The 19,677-nt window shown below is 72.0% G+C and carries 17 protein-coding genes; 5 read left to right on the forward strand and 12 right to left on the reverse strand.

Annotated elements, in window-relative coordinates; all coding sequences use genetic code 11:
- Window positions 1-58: 58 nt before the first annotated feature.
- From ACZ4Z4_RS21800 to ACZ4Z4_RS21815, 4 genes are all read right to left on the reverse strand, one after another.
- Window positions 59-1,402, reverse strand: coding sequence for a hypothetical protein (locus ACZ4Z4_RS21800; RefSeq protein ID WP_468329564.1), 1,344 nt, complete (start codon window positions 1,400-1,402; stop codon window positions 59-61).
- Window positions 1,392-1,943, reverse strand: coding sequence for a DUF6114 domain-containing protein (locus ACZ4Z4_RS21805; RefSeq protein ID WP_468329567.1), 552 nt, complete (start codon window positions 1,941-1,943; stop codon window positions 1,392-1,394). The genes ACZ4Z4_RS21800 and ACZ4Z4_RS21805 overlap by 11 nt, the downstream gene beginning before the upstream one ends.
- Window positions 1,944-2,106: 163 nt before the next feature.
- Window positions 2,107-2,739 (reverse strand): DUF6230 family protein, encoded by a 633-nt coding sequence (locus ACZ4Z4_RS21810; RefSeq protein WP_468329570.1) that lies wholly within the window; start codon window positions 2,737-2,739, stop codon window positions 2,107-2,109.
- A gap of 638 nt (window positions 2,740-3,377) precedes the next feature.
- Window positions 3,378-4,361: a tetratricopeptide repeat protein gene (locus tag ACZ4Z4_RS21815; protein ID WP_468329572.1), complete on the reverse strand. Its 984-nt coding sequence runs from the start codon at window positions 4,359-4,361 to the stop codon at window positions 3,378-3,380.
- A gap of 287 nt (window positions 4,362-4,648) precedes the next feature.
- Here ACZ4Z4_RS21815 and ACZ4Z4_RS21820 point away from each other — a divergent pair, with 287 nt between their 5' ends.
- On the forward strand, window positions 4,649-5,284 hold the full coding sequence (locus ACZ4Z4_RS21820) for a TetR/AcrR family transcriptional regulator (RefSeq protein WP_468329575.1): 636 nt from the start codon (window positions 4,649-4,651) through the stop codon (window positions 5,282-5,284).
- A 75-nt stretch (window positions 5,285-5,359) separates the two neighbouring features.
- On the opposite strand, the gene ACZ4Z4_RS21825 is transcribed toward ACZ4Z4_RS21820, so the two are convergent.
- Window positions 5,360-6,355 (reverse strand): SDR family NAD(P)-dependent oxidoreductase, encoded by a 996-nt coding sequence (locus tag ACZ4Z4_RS21825; RefSeq protein WP_468329578.1) that lies wholly within the window; start codon window positions 6,353-6,355, stop codon window positions 5,360-5,362.
- Window positions 6,352-7,497 (reverse strand): UDP-N-acetylglucosamine--N-acetylmuramyl-(pentapeptide) pyrophosphoryl-undecaprenol N-acetylglucosamine transferase, encoded by a 1,146-nt coding sequence (locus ACZ4Z4_RS21830; RefSeq protein ID WP_468329581.1) that lies wholly within the window; start codon window positions 7,495-7,497, stop codon window positions 6,352-6,354. The genes ACZ4Z4_RS21825 and ACZ4Z4_RS21830 overlap by 4 nt, the downstream gene beginning before the upstream one ends.
- Window positions 7,498-7,561: 64 nt before the next feature.
- Here ACZ4Z4_RS21830 and ACZ4Z4_RS21835 point away from each other — a divergent pair, with 64 nt between their 5' ends.
- Together ACZ4Z4_RS21835 and ACZ4Z4_RS21840 are read left to right on the forward strand one after the other, a co-directional pair.
- Entirely contained in the window at window positions 7,562-8,305 is a 744-nt protein-coding gene (locus ACZ4Z4_RS21835; protein ID WP_468089647.1) for a response regulator transcription factor, read from the forward strand.
- Window positions 8,302-9,702 (forward strand): sensor histidine kinase, encoded by a 1,401-nt coding sequence (locus tag ACZ4Z4_RS21840; protein WP_468329584.1) that lies wholly within the window; start codon window positions 8,302-8,304, stop codon window positions 9,700-9,702. Before ACZ4Z4_RS21835 ends, ACZ4Z4_RS21840 begins: the two co-directional genes overlap by 4 nt.
- Before the next feature lie 4 nt (window positions 9,703-9,706).
- On the opposite strand, the gene ACZ4Z4_RS21845 is transcribed toward ACZ4Z4_RS21840, so the two are convergent.
- From ACZ4Z4_RS21845 to ACZ4Z4_RS21865, 5 genes are all read right to left on the reverse strand, one after another.
- Window positions 9,707-10,807: an alpha/beta fold hydrolase gene (locus ACZ4Z4_RS21845; protein WP_468329587.1), complete on the reverse strand. Its 1,101-nt coding sequence runs from the start codon at window positions 10,805-10,807 to the stop codon at window positions 9,707-9,709.
- 730 nt (window positions 10,808-11,537) lie between these two features.
- Window positions 11,538-13,238 (reverse strand): acyl-CoA mutase large subunit family protein, encoded by a 1,701-nt coding sequence (locus ACZ4Z4_RS21850; protein ID WP_468329590.1) that lies wholly within the window; start codon window positions 13,236-13,238, stop codon window positions 11,538-11,540.
- 74 nt (window positions 13,239-13,312) lie between these two features.
- Entirely contained in the window at window positions 13,313-13,645 is a 333-nt protein-coding gene (locus ACZ4Z4_RS21855; protein WP_398301307.1) for a DUF3817 domain-containing protein, read from the reverse strand.
- 88 nt (window positions 13,646-13,733) lie between these two features.
- Window positions 13,734-14,243, reverse strand: a complete 510-nt coding sequence (locus tag ACZ4Z4_RS21860) for a MarR family winged helix-turn-helix transcriptional regulator (protein WP_362990340.1) — start codon at window positions 14,241-14,243, stop codon at window positions 13,734-13,736.
- Between the two features lie 10 nt (window positions 14,244-14,253).
- Window positions 14,254-15,507, reverse strand: coding sequence for an MFS transporter (locus ACZ4Z4_RS21865; protein ID WP_468329593.1), 1,254 nt, complete (start codon window positions 15,505-15,507; stop codon window positions 14,254-14,256).
- Between the two features lie 87 nt (window positions 15,508-15,594).
- Here ACZ4Z4_RS21865 and ACZ4Z4_RS21870 point away from each other — a divergent pair, with 87 nt between their 5' ends.
- The gene (locus ACZ4Z4_RS21870) at window positions 15,595-16,596 is read left to right on the forward strand and encodes an ArsR/SmtB family transcription factor (RefSeq protein WP_468329596.1); all 1,002 of its coding nucleotides are present in this window, start codon (window positions 15,595-15,597) and stop codon (window positions 16,594-16,596) included.
- A gap of 63 nt (window positions 16,597-16,659) precedes the next feature.
- Window positions 16,660-17,688, forward strand: a complete 1,029-nt coding sequence (locus tag ACZ4Z4_RS21875; protein ID WP_468329599.1) for a glycoside hydrolase family 6 protein — start codon at window positions 16,660-16,662, stop codon at window positions 17,686-17,688.
- Window positions 17,689-17,706: 18 nt separating this feature from the next.
- On the opposite strand, the gene glxA is transcribed toward ACZ4Z4_RS21875, so the two are convergent.
- Window positions 17,707-19,674 carry a radical copper oxidase GlxA gene (glxA, locus tag ACZ4Z4_RS21880; protein WP_468329602.1) on the reverse strand — a complete coding sequence of 656 codons (1,968 nt, stop codon included), beginning with the start codon at window positions 19,672-19,674 and terminating at the stop codon, window positions 17,707-17,709.
- Window positions 19,675-19,677 lie beyond the last annotated feature (3 nt).

The following is a 19,677-nucleotide window of genomic DNA, read 5'->3' on the forward strand; positions in this document are numbered from 1 at the left end:
CGCCCCCTGATCCAGGGGGCGCCCTCGGCGTATGAGCCATGACCGGCTCCGGCCGGCGTCAGCGGGTGATCGTCTGCTCCAGGCCCGGCACCTTCAGGGTGCCGCCGAACTGGGCCGCCTGCACCACCTTCACCTTGGTGAAGTACGCGATGGGGACGTTCAGCGGCGGCGGGTGCTCCGGGTCGAAGACGATCGGGATCAGACCGAAGAGGTTGCCCTGCAACCGTTCCGTGTACATGATCGTCTGCCCGTCGCGGATCGTGGACGTGGAGCCCTCCTCCGCCCTGATGTGGTACTTCGAGCCGTCGGGGCCCGGGGCGATCTGGTGCAGGTCGCCGATGTCCGTGCCGTTGTCGACGGTGAACTTCAGCGCCTGCTTCTTCTTGCCGCCGGACGTCGTCAGGTTCACGACGCCCTTGTAGTCCAGGCCCTTGAGGAGCAGGGAGCTGGCCTCCAGCTCCCACGGGTCGTCCGGGATCGGGACGGGGGTCTGCTCGTTCTCGCCGTCGACCTTCTTCTCGACCACGCACGGGAACGGCTTCTTGCCGTCCGCGTCCGGGGCCATGGGGTCGGTGACCTCGTCGGTCTCGGCGTCGCCGGGCTTGTCCTTCAGGTCGTCGACCTTGTCCTTGAGGTCGTCGGCCTTGTCCTCGACGGGCTTGGTGACCTTGTCCGTCGTGTCCTTGACGGGGTCCTTGGCCGTGTCCTTCGCCTTGTCCTCGGGGGACTCGGCCTTCTCCGAGGTCTTCTCCGAGCCGGAGGGCGTCGGCGTCGGGCTCGGGGACTCCTTCTCGTCGGGGTCGTCGGGCGTGAAGACGTCCTTGAGCGCGTCCCCGACACCCAGCGGGTCCCAGGGGTTCTTGGTCTCGGAGGGCGAGGGGTCGGGCACCGGCTCCTTCGCCGCGTCCTTGTCCTCGGCGTCCCGGGACGTGTCGCCGGAGCCGGTCTTCTCGCCGGACCCGGCCTTGTCGCCCGAGTCGGCCTGCGCTCCCCCGGAGGGCGAGCGGGACGGGTCCGGCTCGGTGGAGCCCTCACCCGCCTTGTCCTCGCCCGCCTTGTCCTCGTCCGCCTTCTTCTCGGCGTCCTTCGCGTCCCCGACGTCCTTCGCGTCCTTGGCGTCCTTCGCCTCCTCCTCGACGGACTTGGAGGCGTCGTCCGGCGCCGTGACGCACGGGCCGTCCCGGAAGGGGTTCTTGGGGACACCCGGCTTCGCCTGTGCGAGCGTCGGGGTCAGGCCCATCCCCATGAGGACCGCGCTCGGCATGGCCGCGAGGGCTATCGCCTTGCCCGCGGGCATTTGCAGACGGGTGAGCAGCGGCTTCCTGGGGGCCGCGTGGCGCGGCCCGGATCTCGCACGGGACGCCCCCGCGGCGTCCTCGTGGTGGACCTCGTCAGCCTGCACGGTGCCTCCCGTTCGTCCCGTCCACCGGGCTCGTTCCTGACAGATCGTCGGCAGCGCTCGCACCGTCCGCACCGTTCGGGCCGCCCGCGACCGCGGGCTCGGGCGCCTTGTCCGTCCGCCCCTTCGCCCCCTTCGCGGGTACGCTGCCGGGCTCGCCCCAGGCGATGCCGAGGGCGCCGCCGATGAGCGCGAGCAGGAAGCCGATGAGGAAGCCGCCGATGTTGGAGACGACCAGGGAGACCAGGGCGAGCAGGATCGCCGCGACGCCCGCGAAGACCCGCGTGTGCACCTGGAACCACATGGTCAGACCGAGCACCATCAGGAGTACGCCGATGATCAGCGAGCCCGCTCCCGCCGTCGTGGCCAGGGCCAGCGTCAGGTTGCCGAGCTTGATGTTGCCGTAGGGCAGGTAGGCGATCGGCACGCCGCCAAGGATGGTGAGGAGGCCTGCCCAGAACGGGCGGGAGCCCCGCCAGACCCGGAACTTCCTGCGGTAGACCGCGAGGAAGTGCTCGTTCGGCCCCGGTGACTTGGCGCTCATGGGAAAACAGCTCCTTGGAACCGGCGGTACGTGAATTCGGTGAAGCTCTGTGGTGGCGGGCGGGAGAGTCGTCCTCCGCGCCCGCCGGGCCAGTCACCGCCCCCCGGGCCGGCCCTGACGGACCGGCGGGCCGGGGAATCGGCGGCGAGTGCTCAAGCGGGTGCTAGAAGCACTCCTTCTTGCCCTTGTGCAGCTTCATGTTGAGGCCGCTGAGCTTGAAGGTGCCCGCGCTGGTCGCCCAGGCCGTCTGCTCGATGTCCCGCAGGATGGCGCGGTCGGCCTCCTGGGCGAAACCGTTCGGGTTCGCCTGCTCCTTGCCGCCCTTCATGCCGGGGCCCTTGGTGGAGGACCCGGCCGAAACACCGATGTTGATGTTCCTGAACTCGGCGTCGGCCTTCAGCTGCGCCACGTCGATGTACAGGTTCTTGGCCTCGACGGGCGTCTTGCCGCCGCCCGCCCGCAGCTGGAGCGTGACGTCGCCGAGCACCGGGATGTGCGTCACGACGGACTGGCACATGTTGGTGATCTTGGCCTTCTTGAACGCCGAGACCGACACCGGGTGGGCGGCCTTCTCGCCCTCCATGTCGACACCGACGTCAACGCCGCCGTACTGGACCATTCCGCGGCCGTCGAGCTTGTCGGCCGACACCTTGAACGACTGGCCGGAGACGCTGAACGATGCCGCGAGCGCGCCCTGCGAGAGGGCGACACCTATCGCGGCGGTAGCCGCGACGCTCGGCACCATGACCACGGCGAACCGCTTCCATCTGGTTCCGCCACGAGCCACAGATTCCATGACTTTCCTCCTTCTCGGACGTACATCTCCGGCCCTGACTGCTCCCTTTCGGGCGGCTCAGCCGGGCAGGGATGGGAGAAGTGCTACGTCCTCGGGAAGGAGAGCGCCCGCATCGGAGGCGCGCAATTGCACCACGTTCACCGGCGATCACCCCCGAGCGACAACCACTGGTCGCGCCTGACGCATCACGCACAACCTCACGGACAGGCCCTGCCGGGAACGGCAGAGACCCCCCTGTCCAGACCGGCGACGGCGTCACCGGCCTGCTCGGTGGGGACCCTTGAGGCCCGCTCCCGACTGGCTTTCGGGTCGCGGGTCATCGGACCGAGCGTGGCCGATCGTGGTGCATTCTCGGCCCCCGCACAAGGGGGTTCGTTACTGGCTAGTAACGGGCCGATAACCGAAGCGCGACCGCGCGGTATCGGTCGGGCACGGACGGTGGCTCAAAGAGGTGGCACAGAACGGGGCATCGGCGGGCGTAACAGCCCAGAGGGGCGCCGATGTCTTACTGCGAGTAACAGTGGCCGCGTTTGCCAAGTTTTGGCAAAGCGCGGCCACTGTGGTGCCTTGGGAACAGACTTTTCACTCCGGCATCACAGCGCCCCGCGTTTAGGGACTGGTCAGCCGACGGGCCGGCCTCAGAAGAGAACGCGGGCCAACGCCGTGCGCGCCGCCGTCACCCGCGGGTCCTCGCCGCCCACGACCTCGAAGAGTTCGAGGAGCCGCACCCGCGCGGCGTCCCGGTCGTCGCCGGCGGTGCGCCGCACCGTGTCGATGAGCCGCCCGAAGGCGTCCTCGACGTGACCGCCCACCAGGTCCAGGTCGGCCGCGGCGATCTGGGCCCGCACGTCCGCCGGGTCGTCGGCGGCGTCCTTGCGGACCACCTGCGGGTCGAGACCCTGCACACGCTGGAGCAACTCGGCCTGCGCGAGTCCGAGTTTGGCCTCGGTGTTGGCCGGGTCGTCGCTGAGCACGTTCTTGTACGCCTGTACGGCACCGGCGAGATCGCCCGCGTCCAGTGCCTGTACGGCCGCTTCGAGCAGGGCGTCGTAAGGGCCGGCCGGCACTTCGGCGGGCGCGGTGGCCTGCTGCCCCTGCGCGTCGGCGTCGACCACGAGGCCCGTCAGGCCGAAGCGCTCCTCGCCGACCTGGATGAGCTGGTCCAGGGTCTGGCGGATCTGCGCCTCGGGGGCGGCGCCCTGGAAGAGGGGCAGGGCCTGTCCGGCCACCACCGCGAAGACAGCCGGGATCCCCTGGACCCCGAACTGCTGCATCAGCATCTGGTTGGCGTCGACGTCGATCTTGGCAAGGAGGAAACGGCCGTTGTACTCCTGCGCGAGGCGCTCCAGGAGGGGGCCCAGCTGCTTGCACGGCTCGCACCACTCGGCCCAGAAGTCGATGACGACCGGAACCTCGGTGGAGCGCTGGAGGACCTGGCTCTCGAAGCCCGCCTCGTCGACATCGATGACGAGGGAGGCCGGGGAGATCGCGGCGCCCGCCGCACCCCCGCCCTGCCGCGCCGCTTCGGCGCGCGCCTGCTCCGCCTTCGCCTTGGCCTCCTGGGCCGCCTTCACCGCGGCGAGGTCGACGACTCCGCTCATGGACATGTTCCGTGGCTGCATGAGTACATCCTCCCCCAACCCGTGCGGGAACCGTGCCCGTCCGTGCACCCCCGCCGGATTGCGGGGGCACGGGCGGCACAGTTCGAGGTGCCTATGAAGACCGGAGTTCCGGTGCTTGGCCCAGGGTCCCCACCCCGGGCCGGTGATCGTGCTGCGTGGTTGTCTCTCGTGGCTTTCGCTACGGGTCGTAGCGTAACTGTCCCGTCGGGGCCTGGGGAAGCACCCTTCGGTGATCTCGCTCACTCCACACCCCGGTCGTCCGCGTACCGGCCGGTATGGTCGCGGCCATGCAGAGCCGTACGTCCACCACTCCACCCGCCCGCACCGGCGGCCGCCCGCGCAGCGCGACCGCCGACGCCGCGATCCTGGAGGCGACGCGGCAGGGCCTCGTCGAACTGGGCTGGTCCAAGCTGACGCTCGGCGCCGTCGCCACGCGCGCGGGCGTCGCGAAGACGACCCTGTACCGGCGCTGGGCGGGCAAGAGCGAGCTGGTGGTCGACGCGGTGGCGGAGCTCTTCGACGAGCTGGAACTCCCCGACCGGGGCAGCCTGGCCGCCGACATCGAGGGCGTCGTCCTCCAGTTCGCGGCGCTGCTCGGGCGTCCCGAGACGAAGACCGCGCTGATGGCGGTGGTCGCGGAGTCGACGACGGACGAGCCGCTGCGGGACCGCATCCGCGCGTCCATCGTCGACCGGCAGAAGCGGCTGGTCCTCGCGGGCCGGGAGCGGGCGCAGACGCGCGGCGAACTCCCTCCCGAACCCGACCCCCGCGCCGCGTCCCGCACCGCCGACCTCATCTTCGACGTGATCGCGGGCGCGGTGGTGCACCGGGCCCTGGTCAGCGGCGAACCGGTGGACGAGGAGTGGGCACGCCGCTTCACACTTCTTCTCCTGGGCGGCTTGGCGGCAGCGACACAGTCCTGAGCGGCTGGCAGTGGCACGGCCCACCCAGGGGCGCGGGGAACTGCGCGACCAGCCCCCACGACCCGCAGCCGAAACTCAGACCTGATACCGCTCAGGTGCGAACAGGCGAAGGTTCTCGGCGACCCAGGCCGAAGTCCGCTTCAACCCCTCCCCGAGAGTGACCCGAGGCTCCCACCCGCCCCACTCCCGAGCCCGGGAGTTGTCCGACAGCAACCGCTCCACCTCGCTCCCCGAAGGGCGAAGCCGCGCCGGATCGACGACCACGGCCGCCTCCCGCCCCGACGCCGCGATCAGCGCCTCCGCGAGGTCACCGATGGAGATCTCCCGGCCCACGCCGAGATTGACCACGTGGCCGAGCGCCCGGTCGGCGACCGCCATCGCCATGAAGCCGCGCGCCGTGTCCGTCACGTAGGTGAAGTCCCGCGTGGGCGTCAGCGACCCCAGCTTGATCTCACGGGCGCCCGCGTGCAGTTGGGCGAGGATGGTCGGGATGACGGCGCGGGCCGACTGCCGCGGACCGTACGTGTTGAAGGGCCGCACCACCGTCACCGGCAGCTCGAACGCGTGCCAGTGCGAGAGCGCCATCATGTCGGCGCCGATCTTCGACGCGGAGTACGGCGACTGCGGCTGGAGCGGGTGGGATTCGCTGATCGGCGCCGTCAGCGCGGTCCCGTACACCTCGCTCGTGGACGTGTGCACCATGCGCCGCACGGAGTGCCGTCGGCAGGCCTCCGCGACGTTCTCGGTGCCGACCACGTTCGTCTGGACGTACGCGCCCGGGGAGTCGTACGAGTACGGGATGCCGATCAGCGCGGCGAGGTGGAAGACGGTGTCGCAGCCGGCGACCGCGTCCATCACGCGCCCGGCGTCCCGTACGTCACCGGCGATCATCTCGACCCTCGGGTCGCCCAGGAGATGTGCCAGGTGTCCCTTCTCCGCGTACGGCTTGTAGTGCACGAACGCGCGGACCCGCGCGCCCGCTTCGAGGAGCTGGTCGACGAGCGTCGAGCCGATGAAGCCCTCGGCGCCGGTGACGAGGACGGTGCGGTTCTGCCAGGAAAAGGTGGTCATGCGTACTCCAGGTGGGACGTGTGGCGGGCAAGGCCGAGGACCCGCTCGGCGAGCAGGTCGGCGGCGCGGGCGTGCGGTCCGGGGTCGGCGGCGCCGCTCATCGCGGCGAGCCGCACCGGGTCCGCGAGCAGCGGTCCGACGAGCTGGTCGAGGCGGTCGGCGGTGGTCTCCGCGTCGGGCAGCAGGAGGCCCGCGCCGGCGTCGGAGAGGACCCGGGCGTTGTGGGTCTGGTGGTCGCCGGGCGCGTGCGGGTAGGGCACGAGGACGGCGGGGACGCCGGTGGCGGCGAGTTCGGCGACGGTCGCGGAGCCCGCGCGGCAGACGACGAGGTCGGCGGCGGCGTAGGAGAGGTCCATGCGGTCGAGGTAGGGCACGGCGCGGGCGACGGCGTCCCCGCCTTCGAGGGCGAGCCGGGCGCGGGTCTCCGCCAGGGCCGCGGGCCCGGTCTTGATGAGGAGGTGTACGTCCCTCCGCTCCCGCCACCGTGCCGCGAGGCCGACCGCGGCCTCCGTGAGGCGGGCCGCGCCGAGGCTGCCGCCGTTGAAGAGGACGAGCCGGGCGCCGGGCGACACGCCGAGCTCGTGCCGGGCCTGCTCGCGCAGCGCCGCCCGGTCGAGCGCGGCGAGCGGCGCGGCGATGGGCATCCCGGTGGTGTGCGCGCGCTCGCCGCCCGGCAGGTGGGCGCGGCTGCGGTCGAAGGCGACGGCGATGTTCGGGGTGAGCCGGGCGGCGAACCGGTTGGCGCGTCCCGGTACGGCGTTGGACTCGTGGATGAGGCTGGGCAGACCCGCCATGCGGGCGCCGACGATGACGGGGGCGCTGGGGTAGCCGCCCATGCCGACGGCGGCCTGCGCGCCCTGCTCGCGCAGGATGGCCCGGCACTGGGCACCGGACTTCAACAGGGCGGCGGGGAGCAGATAGCGGCGGGCGCCGAGCGACGGGTCGAAGGGGATCATGTCGACGGTGTGGAGGCGGTAACCGGCGTCCGGTATCAGCCGGGTCTCCAGGCCGCGTTCGGTGCCGACGAAGGAGATCACCGCGTTCGGCACGGCCCGGCGCAGCGCGTCGGCGAGGGCGAGACCGGGGTAGATGTGCCCGCCGGTGCCGCCCGCGCCGATGACGACGGAGAGAGTGGTTCGCATGGCAGTGGAGCTTCACGCGAGGGTCTAAGAGGGTTTTAAGAGGCGTGTTTGGCACCTTTGGTGCATGAGTTTCGCGAGCGTGACCAGCAAGGGCGGCCCGCCGGGCGCGGGCGGGGCGGCACCGCACCGGATCCTCGTGGTCGACGACGACCCCGAGGTGCGGGCCGCCGTCGAGGACGCCCTGACGGTCGAGGGGCACCACGTCCGGGGCGCGGCGGACGGGCACCGGGCGCTCACGGCGGTGGCCCGCTGGCAGCCGGACCTGGTGGTCCTCGACGTGCTGATGCCGGTCATGGACGGCCTCGCGGTCTGCCGTCAGCTGCGCGCCGCGGGCGACAGGACGCCGGTCCTGGTGCTCACGGCCCTGGACTCGGTGAGCGAGCGCGTCGACGGCCTGGACGCGGGCGCCGACGACTACCTGGTCAAGCCGTTCGCCCTGGACGAGCTGGTGGCCCGGGTGCGGGCGCTGCTGCGGCGTGCGACGCCGGAGCGGGCCGCGGACGACGGCGACGACCTCTCGTACGGCGATCTCGTCCTCGATCCCGCGACGCGCACCGGCAGCCGCGGCGGGCGCCGGGTCGAGTTCAGCCGCACGGAGGCCGTCCTGCTGGAGCTGCTGCTGCGCAACGCGGGCCAGGTGCTGCCGCGCGACCTGATCCAGCAGGCCGTGTGGGGCCGGGACTTCGGCCCCGACTCCAACTCCCTCGCCGTGTACGTGGGTTATCTGCGCCGCAAGCTGGAGTCGGGCGGCGAGCCGCGCCTGGTCCACACCGTGCACGGGGTCGGCTACCGGCTGGGCTCCCCGTGAGCGCGCGGCGCCGGCTCGGCGGGCCCTGGCGGCGCCGCAGGCCGCTGCGGACCCGGCTCGCGGTGGTGGCGGCCGCGGCCGTGGCGGTGGTGGCGATCGGGGTGTGCGCCGCCGCGTTCTTCGTGATCCGCTTCAAGCTGTACCAGCAGCTCGACCAGAACCTGGCGCAATCGGCGACGCTCATCGCGCAGCAGCACCGCACCGAGGGGCCCGGTGTGCTCACGGGCGAGTGCCGGTTCCTGGGCGCGCCCGCCTGTTCGCAACTCGTCCCGGCGGACGCGGCTGACGATCCGTCGATGCCGTATCTCCTGCCGGTGACGGACCGGACGCGCGCGGTCGCCGCCGGCCGCCGCCCCGCCCACTACGCGAACATCACACTCCCCGGCGGCAAGCCGGGCCGCATGTACACCACCACGTTCGGCAAGGAGGGCGAGGCGGTGCAGGTCGCGCTGCGCGCGGACATCGCGCAGCGCGGCGTGCGGCAGGCCGCGGGGCTGCTGGCCGCGGTGGGCGGCGCGGGCGTGCTGCTCTCCGCGGCCGGCGGCTACTGGGTCTCCCGCACCGGCCTGGCGCCGATCACCCGCTTGACGGCCACCGCGGAGCGCATCGCCGCGACACGCGACGCCCGCCACCGCATCGAACTCCCGCCGGGCCGGGCGGCCCGCGCGGGCCACGAGGACGAGGTGACCCGCCTGGCCACCACCTTCAACACCATGCTGGCCGAGCTGGAGGAGTCCGTGGCGGCGCGCCGCCGGCTGGTCGCCGACGCCTCGCACGAGCTGCGCACCCCGCTGACGGCGCTGCGCACGAACGCGGAGCTCCTCGCCAGGGCGGACCGGTTGACGGACGCGCAGCGCGACCGGGCGGCCGCTGCGCTCGGTCGGCAGCTGCGCGAGGTCACCGGCCTGGTCAACGACTTGATCGAGCTGGCGAGGGAGGAGGAGCCGCAGCCCCTCCTCGAAGAGGTAAGACTGGCCCCGCTCGCCGCCCACGCGGTGGACGCGGCCCGCGGCCACTGGCCGGCGGTCCCCTTCGCGCTCCACGTGGCGCCGGAGGCGGCCGACCGGAGCATGCCGGGCGTACCGGCGCGGCTGTCCCGGCTGCTCACGAACCTGGTCGACAACGCGGCGAAGTTCAGCCCGCCGGGCGCACCGGTGGAGGTCGCGCTGACCGCCGCGGAGCTGACCGTGCGCGACCACGGTCCCGGCATCGCGGAGGAGGACCTGCCGTACGTCTTCGACCGCTTCTACCGCGCGGAGAAGGCCCGCGCGCTGCCGGGCTCGGGCCTCGGCCTCGCGATGGCGCGCCAGATCGCGCACGCGCACGGGGCGGAGCTGACGGCGGAACGGGCGCCGGGTGGCGGCGCGCTGTTCCGCCTCACGCTGCCCGCGCCCTGAGCACCTACTTCTTCTTCCAGGCGCAGCTGCCCAGCGTGGCCTTGCCCTTGCCGACGAGCCGGTCGGCGTCGCGGGCCATCAGTACGCGGGTGTGGTCGCCCTTGCAGACCACGGTGCGGTCACCGTGCCCGGCGAGGTCGACGAGGATCTGGTCCCAGTGCCGGTACTGCACGTCGTGCCCGGAGTCCGCGTACGAACGCACCTTCACCGTGCCCGGCAGCTCCTCCCGCCACGTCTTGAGCGTCGCCGGCGGCACGGTGGTGTCCTTCTTGCCGCCGTAGAGGTAGACGGGGGCGTCCAGCTTCGACAGGTCGGGGCCCGGGCGCTCGCAGTACAGCTTCTGCTCGTGCACCTGGGGCGCCGGGTCGGCCTGCTGGCCGCGCTGGTTGTAGGTGCGCGCGCCTTCTTCGTACGCCGTGTCGGCGAAGCCCGGTATCGACTTCACGGGGCTGTCGTCGGGGAACGCCCACCACTTGCGCGGGTCCTTGATCTGGTCCTTCACGGCGGCGGCGAGCCGGTCGTCGGAGAGGGAGCAGTAGGCGGGCTTCGCGCCGAACGGCGGCAGTGCGGCCGCGAGGTGCAGCTGCGAGATCCGCTCGGGGGCGCGGGCGGCGAGCTCGGCGGCGTAGGGGCCGCCGCCGGATATCGCGACGACGGACACGTGGGCGACGCCGAGCTTGTCGAGGACTTGCAGGGCGTCCTCGGCGAAGTCGGTGGTGCCGAGCTTCTCGTCGTAAGCGGTGTCGCCGAAGCCGTTGCGCTCCACGGAGATGAGGCGCAGGTTCAGGTCTTCGCGAGTGGTGCGGAAGAAGTCGGTCATGTGGGAGGCGCGGGCGCTGGTGCCGGTGCCTCCGATGAAAAGAACGGGCGTGCCGTCCTTGTTTCCGGTGTCCGAATAGTGTGCCGTCCGCCCGTCGGACAGCTTGGCGGCGCGCACCTCGGGGCCGAGGGAGTCGAAGTCGTCCTGGACCTTGGGCTCGGGCGGCGGACTCGCACTCACCTCGCCGGAGCCGCCGACCAGCAGCGCGCCGAGGACGGTGGCGGTGGCGGCTCCGATGGCGATGGCGGCGGTGCGGGCGGGGCCGGCGTGGCCGGTCGGGGTCACGGGGTCTCCTGGGGCGGGGGGTGCGGGGGGGCACTTGACCGCGCGGGCGCCTGCCCCGCCTCTTCCCCCTCAAACCTACGAATTCGCGCCGCGGGGGTGGGCGGGGGACATTGCCCTGTTTCGCCCCGGTCTGCGGGCGGGTGGGGGCTGACCGCGCAGTTCCCCGCGCCCCTGAAAAGCCCCCGGCCCGTCCGCGACCGCCACCGCGAAGCCGAGGCGCGCTGCCTGTCTCACCCCTGCCTGCGGGCCGGTGGGGGTTGCTCGCGCAGTTCCCCGCGCCCCTTGAAAGACCCCGGCACGTCCCTGTCCTGCCTCCGTGCCGCCGGGCGGGGTCGGGGAGACGCCTGGTTCACTCCCGCCTACAGGCGAGTGGGGGCTGGTCGCGCAGTTCCCCGCGCCCCTAAAAGACCCCGGCGCTCCCCCGGCCGCCACCGCAGGAGGGCCCCGAAAGCCCCCGACGCTCCCCGCAGGAGCGGAGCGGGGGGAGGCGCGCACGAGTGGCGGGGCAGGGCGGGTTGCGGGGCGCAGGTTCCGTTAGGGGCGCGGGGAACTGCGCGATCAGCCCCCACCGGCCCGCACACGACCAAGGCGAGCACACCACCCCCAAGGGGCGCGGGGAACTGCGCGAGCGATCACCAACCACCCGCAGACGACCACGCAGAGCGCCACCCCCAAGGGGCGCGGGGAACTGCGCGAGCAACCCCCACCGGCCCGCACCCACCCCCAACCGCTAAAAGCCCGGCGGCTCCACGTAAACGCCCCACTCGTCGCGAAGCACCCCGCAGATCTCGCCGAGGGTCGCCTCGGCCCGCACCGCCTCCAGCATGGGGGCAATCATGTTGGACCCGTCCCGCGCCGCCGCGAGCATCGCGTCGAGCGAGGCCCGGACCCGCGCGTCGTCACGCCGCGCCTTCCGTCCGCCCAGCTCCCGCACCTGCTCCCGCTCCACCTCATGGCTGACGCGCAGGATCTCCAGGTCCCCCGTGACGGACCCTTCGAGGCAGTTGACGCCGACGACCCGCTTGTCGCCCTTCTCCAGGGACCGCTGGTACTGGAACGCGGACTCGGCGATCTCGCCGGTGAACCAGCCGTCCTCGATGCCCCGCAGGATGCCCGACGTGATCGGCCCGATCGGGTGCTGCCCGTCGGGGCAGGCCCGCCGCCCCCGCTCCTTGATCTGCTCGAAGATCTTCTCCGCGTCGGCCTCGATGCGGTCGGTGAGCTGCTCGATGTACCAGGAGCCGCCCAGCGGGTCGGCGACGTTCGCGACCCCGGTCTCCTCCATCAGCACCTGCTGCGTACGGAGCGCGATCTCCGCCGCCTGCTCGCTCGGCAGGGCGAGCGTCTCGTCCAGCGCGTTGGTGTGCAAGGAGTTCGTGCCGCCGAGCACCGCGGCCAAGGCCTCGACCGCCGTGCGGACCACGTTGTTGTACGGCTGCTGGGCCGTGAGCGAGACCCCCGCCGTCTGCGTGTGGAAGCGCAGCCACTGCGCCTTCTCCGTCTTCGCGCCGTACTCGTCGCGCAGCCACCGCGCCCAGATGCGCCGCGCCGCCCGGAACTTCGCGATCTCCTCGAAGAAGTCGACATGAGCGTCGAAGAAGAAGCTGAGGCCCGGCGCGAAGACGTCTACGTCGAGCCCCCGGCTCAGGCCCAGCTCCACGTAGCCGAAGCCGTCCGCCAGCGTGTACGCCAGCTCCTGCGCCGCCGTCGCACCGGCCTCCCGGATGTGGTAGCCGGAGACGGAGAGCGGCTTGTACGCGGGGATGTCGCGCGCGCAGTGCTCCATCAGGTCGCCGATGAGGCGCAGGTGCGGCTCGGGCTGGAAGAGCCACTCCTTCTGCGCGATGTACTCCTTGAAGATGTCGGTCTGGAGCGTGCCGTTGAGGACGGCCGGGTCGACGCCCTGGCGCTCGGCCGCGACGAGGTACATGCAGAAGACGGGCACGGCGGGGCCGCTGATCGTCATGGACGTCGTGACGTCGCCGAGCGGGATGTCCTTGAAGAGGACCTCCATGTCGGCGGCGGAGTCGATGGCGACGCCGCAGTGGCCGACCTCACCGAGCGAGCGCGGGTCGTCGGAGTCGCGGCCCATGAGGGTCGGCATGTCGAAGGCGACGGAGAGGCCGCCGCCGCCGTTGGCCAGGATCATCTTGTAGCGCTCGTTCGTCTGCTCGGCGTTGCCGAAGCCGGCGAACTGGCGGATGGTCCAGGTCCGGCCGCGGTACCCGGTGGCGTAGAGCCCGCGGGTGAAGGGGTACTCCCCCGGCCAGCCGATCCGCTCGAACCCGTCGTACGTGTCCCCGGGCCGGGGGCCGTAGACGGGGTCGACGGGGTCCCCGGAGAGCGTGGTGAAGTCCGCGTCGCGCTTGCGGGCCTTGTCGTAACGGGCCTGCCAGCGTCGGCGGCCTTCCTCGATCGCGTCAGCGTCCATGCCTTCGAATTTACTAGGACGTCCTAGTAAAAGTCGATGGTCAACCGCCACGGACCTGTCCGTGGCGGTGGGGGTTACGCCTTCGCGGTGACCGGCGAGCCGTCGGCGATCAGCGGCTCGACGTCCCGGGCGACCTTGCGCTCGACGAAGAAGGCGGCGGTCGGGATCGTGCCCGAGACCAGCACCCACAGCAGCTTGCCGAACGGCCACTTCGCCTTGGAGCCCAGGTCGAAGGCGAAGATCAAGTAGATGATGTAGAGCACGCCGTGCACCTGCGACACGACGAGCGTCAGACCCTCGCCCTTGTCGAAGCCGTACTTGGCCACCATGCAGGCACACAGGATGAGGAGCATGACGGCGGTGACGTAGGCCATCACCCGGTAGCGGGTCAGCACGCTGCGTTTCATGGCTACGAGCGTAACGGCCCTTTTCACGCGATCTTCGCCGCCCCCGCCCCGACCGGAACAAGCGGGTCCCATCGCCCGGCGACCGGGCCTACTGCTCCTCGAAATCCCGCGCCGCCACCCGCAGGGGCCGCAGCATCGCGAAGATCTCGCCGCACTCCTCCGCGTCGTACACCCCGAGCCCGAAGTCCATCGCCATCAGCTCGCGGGTGGCCGCCTCGACGACCTCGCGGCCCTTCTCCGTGATGGAGGCGAGCGTGCCGCGCCCGTCGTTGGGGTTCGGGCGCTTGTCGACCAGGCCGGATTTGACCAGGCGGTCCACGGTGTTGGTGACCGAGGTCGGGTGGACCATGAGCCGCTCGCCGATCTTCGACATCGGCAACTCGCCGGCCTGCGAGAAGGTGAGGAGCACCAGCGCCTCGTAGCGCGCGAAGGTCAGTCCGTACGGCTTGACGACCGCGTCGACCTCGGCGAGCAGGATCTGGTGCGCCCGCATGATCGAGGTGATCGCACCCATGGCCGGGACCGATCCCCAGCGCTGCTTCCAGAGCTCGTCGGCGCGGGCGATGGGATCGAACGGGAGGCTGAGCGGCTTCGGCACGGCATCGACCTTACCCGCCGGTCACATGCTGGTCAGCCCCGTCTCGCAATTCGGTCGTACGTCGCACCTCCGCCACCAGGAGCAGACAGCAGACCGTGCCGAGGGCCCCCGCGGCGGCGACCACCGTGCTCACCGCCCAGAACTCGGCGGCGAGCCCGGCGAGCGCCATGCCGACGCCCTGGAACGTCATGAGCCCCGCCGTGTGCACCGTCATCGCGCGCCCCCGCAGCCCCTCCGGCACGGCGTCCACGAACCAGCGGTCCAGGCCCAACGTGTACGCGGACCCGGCGCCCGCGAGCGCGAGGGCGGCCAGCGCTGGGACGAGGCCGGGAGTGACCGCGTACACGGTCAGGGGCACCAGGGTGAGCGACGCGAGCGGCAGCACGACGCGGGCGCGCACGGACGCGGACAGCGCGGACCCGGCGTACAGCTCGCCCGCGATCGTGCCCACCGGCAGCGCGCACATGAGCAGCCCGACACCCGCGACGCCGACGCCGATCTGGTCCGCGTAGGGGGCGGCGAGCGCCTCGGGGGCGACCAGGAACATGGGCGGCACCCAGAAGAGCAGCAGCAGGGCCCGTGCCCTGCGGTCGGCGAGCACCTGCCGGGCGCCGCCCAGCGAGTAGCGCACGAGCGCGCCGCCGCCGCTGCCGCGCGCGGGCCGCCGCCGCGTCCCGCACCGCAGCAGCAGCGCCGACGCCGCGAACGTGCAGACGGTGATGGCGAGCGCCCCGCGCGGCGTGACGACGGTGAGCAGGACGCCGCCGAGCCCGAACCCGGCGAGGACGGAGCTCTGCGAGACGATCCGCAGCAGGGAGCGGCCGAGGACGAACAGGTCGCCGTCGCCGAGGATGTCGGTGAGGGTCGCGGTCCGGGTGCCGGTGAAGACGGGCGCGATCAGGGCGATGGCGCAGCGCAGGGCGAGGAGCGCGGCGACGGGTGTCGCGGGCAGCACCATGAGGGCCGCGCACCCGGCGCACACCGCGTCGCACACGACGAGCACGCGCCGCGGCGGGTACCGGTCGGCGATGCCCGCGAGCAGCGTGCCGCCCACGATGTACGGCAGCATGCCGAGGGCGAAGGTGAGCGCGCCGAGCAGCGGGGATCCGGTGAGCCCGTAGACGAGCACGGTGAGGGCGATCTCGCTGACGACGACGCCGAGCAGGGAGAGCGCGTGCGCGGCGAAGACGGCACGGAACTCGCGGACGGCGAAGACACGCCTGTAGCCGGTGGGTTCGGTGGACAGGGAGGCGGCACGGGACATGGCGGCAGCCTCACGCGGACAGCGGCCTCGGCCTAAAGTTTCGGCCTCGGGCGAATCTTCAGCCCGGCCCTCGAAGGAAGGGATCCCGTGCCGTTCCACATCCGTTTCGGGCAGGAGGACCTGCTGCGCTGCCGGTTCGCGGTGTCGCCGCTGTGGGAGACGCAGGAGGCGGTACGCACCCTCAAGCGCCCCGACCGGCACGCCTACCACCCGCGGTGGCTGCGCCGCATCCGGGAGGCGAGCCGGGGGCTCGACCTCACCTCGCTGTGGCTCCTGATGCCGCAGCGCGGGCACTCCCCCGACTTCCTCGGGCCGCCCCCGATCGGGCCCGCGGCCCGCTTCGACGAGGAGATCGCGGGGGTGCGCGCGTCCGATCCCGGGGCGGCGCGGGACGACATGGCGCGGGCGCTGGCCTGCACGCCGGGCGCCGCCGAGTCGCCGCGGGGGCGGGCGCTGCTCGCCGATCCGGCGGGCGCGGTGCGGGAGCTGGCCGACGCCCTGGAGGCGGCGTGGCACGCGCTGATCGAACCGGAGTGGCCGCGCCTGCGGGCGTTCCTGGAGGCCGATGTCGCGTTCCACTCGCGGCGGCTCGCGGAGGTCGGCCTCGGCGGGCTGCTGCCGGAGCTGGACCGGCGGCTGTCGTGGGACGCGGGGACGCTCACCGTCGAGTGGCGGGACGAGCACGTGCGGCAGCTGGCCGGGCAGGGTCTCGTCCTGATCCCCAGCGTCTTCTCCTGGCCGGACGTGATCAGCGGTTTCGACCCTCCGTGGCAGCCGACGCTGGCCTATCCGGTGCGGGGCATCGCCGGGCTGTGGGCCGAGCCGGCCGAGCGCACCCCCGAGTCGCTCGTCCGGCTCCTCGGCCGCGGCCGGGCCACGGTGCTCGCCGCGCTCGACGCGCCCGCCACCACGACGGGGCTCGCGCACCGCCTCGGACTCGCGCCGTCGTCCGTGTCGGCGCACCTGTCGGCGCTGCGGGGCGCCGGGCTCCTGGTGTCCCGGCGGTACGGACACCAGGTGTTCTACGAGTGCACGCCGCTCGGCACCGCCCTCAGCACCGGAGGCGGTGTGGCACAAGAGCTTGGTTAGTCCTTTATGTAACGATTGCCGGGCTGACTGACCGTCACTGTCACCACCGCCCAAGGGGGCTGGATGCACCGGCTGCTCCGCACGTTCACGGCACTCGCGGCCCTCGCCGCCCTCGGGCTCCCGGCAGGCTGCTCCTCCTCGGACCCGGGGCCCGAGGGGACGAAGGAGGCGGCCGCGCGCAAGCCCGCCACCGCGAGCGCCGGGCCGCCCGCGGGCACCTTCTGGGTCGACCCCGACAGCCCCGCCGCGCGCCAGGTCAGGCAGTGGGAGGAGCAGGGCCGCACCGAGGACGCCGAGACGCTCAGGCGCATCTCCGAGCGGGCCATGGCCGTGTGGCCGGCCGGGGACGACCCGGCACCCGACGTCCGGAAGGCGACGCGGGGCGCGGTCGAGGACGACCGCACCGCCGTGCTCGTCGCGTACAACATCCCGCACCGCGACTGCGGTCAGCACTCCGCGGGCGGCGCGGCCGGCTCCGACGCCTACCGGAGCTGGGTGGACACCTTCGCCGACGCGATCGGCGACGCGCCCGCCCTGGTCGTCCTGGAGCCCGACGCGATCCCGCACATCGTGGACGGCTGCACCCCCGCCGAGTACCACGCGGAGCGCTACCAGCTGCTCTCCGAGGCGATCCAGCGCCTGAAGCGGCAGCCAAAGGTGAAGGTCTACCTCGACGCGGGGAACCCCGGCTGGATCACCGAGCCGGACAAGCTGACCGAGCCGCTCCAGAAGGCGGGCGTCGCCCGGGCCGACGGCTTCTCGCTGAACGTCTCCAACTTCCAGAGCGACGAGACCATCAAGTCGTACGGCCGCACCCTCTCGGCGACCGTCGGCGGCAAGCACTTCGTCATGGACACCAGCCGCAACGGCAAGGGCCCGCTGGCGGGCGACCGCGAGGACGCCTGGTGCAACCCGCCGGGCCGCGGCCTCGGCACCCCGCCGACCGACCGCACGGGCGACCCGCTGCTCGACGCCGTCCTGTGGATCAAGCGGCCGGGCGACTCGGACGGGCCGTGCCGCGGCGGCCCGGCGGCCGGGCAGTGGTGGCCGGACTACGCCCTGGGCCTCGCGCGGAACGCCAAGGCGGCCTGAGCACGGCGGGCCCGGCGGTCAGTCGTCCGTGCCGACGTGGATCCACTTCGCCTCGGACGACGTGCCGTCCTTGTCGGTCACGAACAGCATGTACCAGCCCGGCGGGACGAGCGCCGCATCCTCCCGCGGCACGTCCACGGTGATGGCGCCCTTGCCCTTGCTGAGGCCGAGCGCGATCGAGCGCTGCTCGACGTCCGTCGTGTGCGTCACCGCGCTCGGGCGCATCAGGCGGGCCGACGCGATGTTCTCGGGGTGGTCGGTGCGGAAGGTGGCGCGGCCGTCCGCGGCCAGCTCCTGCGGGCCCTCACCGAGCACCGGGCGGTTGGCGCCGCCCCGGTGCAGCGAGGGCGGCGTGAAGATCTCCATGCGCTGCTCGAAGTGGCCGAGCTTGGTGTTCTGCTCGTTGTCGTAGAGCGGGTCGGAGCCGAACGTGGCGACCCGGCCGTCGGGCAGCAGCAGCGCCTCCGAGTGGTAGTTGCGGCCCACCTTGGGCGCCGCGGCCTCGCGGAACTCGTTCGCCTTGGGGTCGTAGAACTGCGCCTTGTGGATGTTGCTGCCGCTGCGTCCGCGGTAGTCCCTGGAGCCGTTCGTCGTGAACACCGAGTCGTTCGGCATGAGCACGCTGTTCAGATAGCGGGTGCCCTGCGGCAGTTGCGGGCCGGTCCTGAAGGACGGGTTGTCCTCCTTGAGGTCGATCACCGCCGTGCGCCGCGTCGCCTTCTCCGACTCGCCCACGCCCCCGCCGCCCATGATCATCACCTTCTGGTCCTGGGCGGGCGGCAGCAGCACGGACGCCGACGTCTCGGTCTGGTCGAGGTCCTCCAGGCCGGGGACCTTCTCGAACTTGTTCGTCTCCAGGTCCCACAGGCCCGGCTCACGGCCCTTGTCCGCGGGCCCGTACCCCGCGTTGGACGCCGGGTAGAAGAGCTTGCCGCCCTTGGTGAGGAAGAGCGCCGGGTAGGTCGGGAAGTACCGCTTCGGGCCGTCCGACCACTTCTTCGTCTTCGGGTCGTAGATCTCGTTGTCGCCGGGGTCGACGACGCCCACGTCGTCGAGTCCGGAGACCGCGAGCACCTTGCCGTTCTCCAGGCCGACGAGCGTCGGGTACCAGCGGGCCTTGTCCATGGGTTCCACCGGGACGTACCGCTCGGCCCTGGGGTCGAACTCGTACGCCGCCTTGATCCCCTGGAAGTCCTGCTTCTCCATGTCGAGCTTGTCGGCGATGCCGTAGGTGTTGTCGGCCTCCTTGCCGGTCAGTCCCTCGATCTCGTACTGCGCGGACTTCTCGTTGACCGACTGCTCGCCCTCCTCGACCGCCTCGACGAAGACCCGTGCCTCGCTCGCCTTGACCTTCGTCTTCCAGGGCTGCATCACACCGGACTTGGAGTACGTGATCTCGTAGTCCCGCTTCGCCTTCGGCACCTCGACGTCGAACTTGCTGACGTACTCGATGCCGGACGGTGAGCGGAACTTGGTGCCCTTCTTCAGGACCACCGCCTTGTCCGGGTTCTCGTTCTTCACGCGCATGCCGCCGCCGGCCCGCTCCACCTCGCCGTCGAGCAGCTCGTAGCGCGCGGTCCCGCCCGCCACCAGGAGCCGCCCGTCCGGCAGTTGGGCGTGCCCGGCGCAGAAGAAGTCCTCGGGTGTGGGGATCTTCTTGAACGTGTCGTTCTTCGGGTCCCACAGGACGGTGTCGAACGACCCCGAGTCGAACTTCTTCTGCTCGTTGCCGGAGCCCGCGACGATCAGCACCTTGCCGGTGTGCAGCAGCGCGGCGTGGATGGCGTTGGTGCGGTACTCCTTGGGGATGGCGACCTGCTTCCAGGAGCCGTACTTCTTCTTGTAGCCGGGCTGGGAGATCTTGTACTCGTAGTACCGCTCCTCGGCGAAGGAGAGCGCGGCGGGAGCGTTCAGTCCGACGAGCAGCGCGCCCGCGCCGACTCCGATGGCGGTCTTTCTCGTACGCTTCGAGGGCCGGTAGGCCATGGG

The sequence above is a fragment of the Streptomyces sp. NPDC030245 genome (assembly GCF_055572995.1).

What these genes read in the sequence shown, in the direction of transcription:
- ACZ4Z4_RS21825 (WP_468329578.1), bottom strand. Translation starts at nt 6,355, where the DNA reads ATGACCACCTTTTCCTGGCAGAACCGCACCGTCCTCGTCACCGGCGCC.
- ACZ4Z4_RS21835 (WP_468089647.1), top strand. Translation starts at nt 7,562, where the DNA reads ATGAGTTTCGCGAGCGTGACCAGCAAGGGCGGCCCGCCGGGCGCGGGC.
- ACZ4Z4_RS21805 (WP_468329567.1), bottom strand. Translation starts at nt 1,943, where the DNA reads ATGAGCGCCAAGTCACCGGGGCCGAACGAGCACTTCCTCGCGGTCTAC.
- ACZ4Z4_RS21810 (WP_468329570.1), bottom strand. Translation starts at nt 2,739, where the DNA reads ATGGAATCTGTGGCTCGTGGCGGAACCAGATGGAAGCGGTTCGCCGTG.
- ACZ4Z4_RS21855 (WP_398301307.1), bottom strand. Translation starts at nt 13,645, where the DNA reads ATGAAACGCAGCGTGCTGACCCGCTACCGGGTGATGGCCTACGTCACC.
- ACZ4Z4_RS21830 (WP_468329581.1), bottom strand. Translation starts at nt 7,497, where the DNA reads ATGCGAACCACTCTCTCCGTCGTCATCGGCGCGGGCGGCACCGGCGGG.
- ACZ4Z4_RS21815 (WP_468329572.1), bottom strand. Translation starts at nt 4,361, where the DNA reads ATGCAGCCACGGAACATGTCCATGAGCGGAGTCGTCGACCTCGCCGCG.
- ACZ4Z4_RS21820 (WP_468329575.1), top strand. Translation starts at nt 4,649, where the DNA reads ATGCAGAGCCGTACGTCCACCACTCCACCCGCCCGCACCGGCGGCCGC.
- glxA (WP_468329602.1), bottom strand. Translation starts at nt 19,674, where the DNA reads ATGGCCTACCGGCCCTCGAAGCGTACGAGAAAGACCGCCATCGGAGTC.
- ACZ4Z4_RS21875 (WP_468329599.1), top strand. Translation starts at nt 16,660, where the DNA reads ATGCACCGGCTGCTCCGCACGTTCACGGCACTCGCGGCCCTCGCCGCC.
- ACZ4Z4_RS21850 (WP_468329590.1), bottom strand. Translation starts at nt 13,238, where the DNA reads ATGGACGCTGACGCGATCGAGGAAGGCCGCCGACGCTGGCAGGCCCGT.
- ACZ4Z4_RS21865 (WP_468329593.1), bottom strand. Translation starts at nt 15,507, where the DNA reads ATGTCCCGTGCCGCCTCCCTGTCCACCGAACCCACCGGCTACAGGCGT.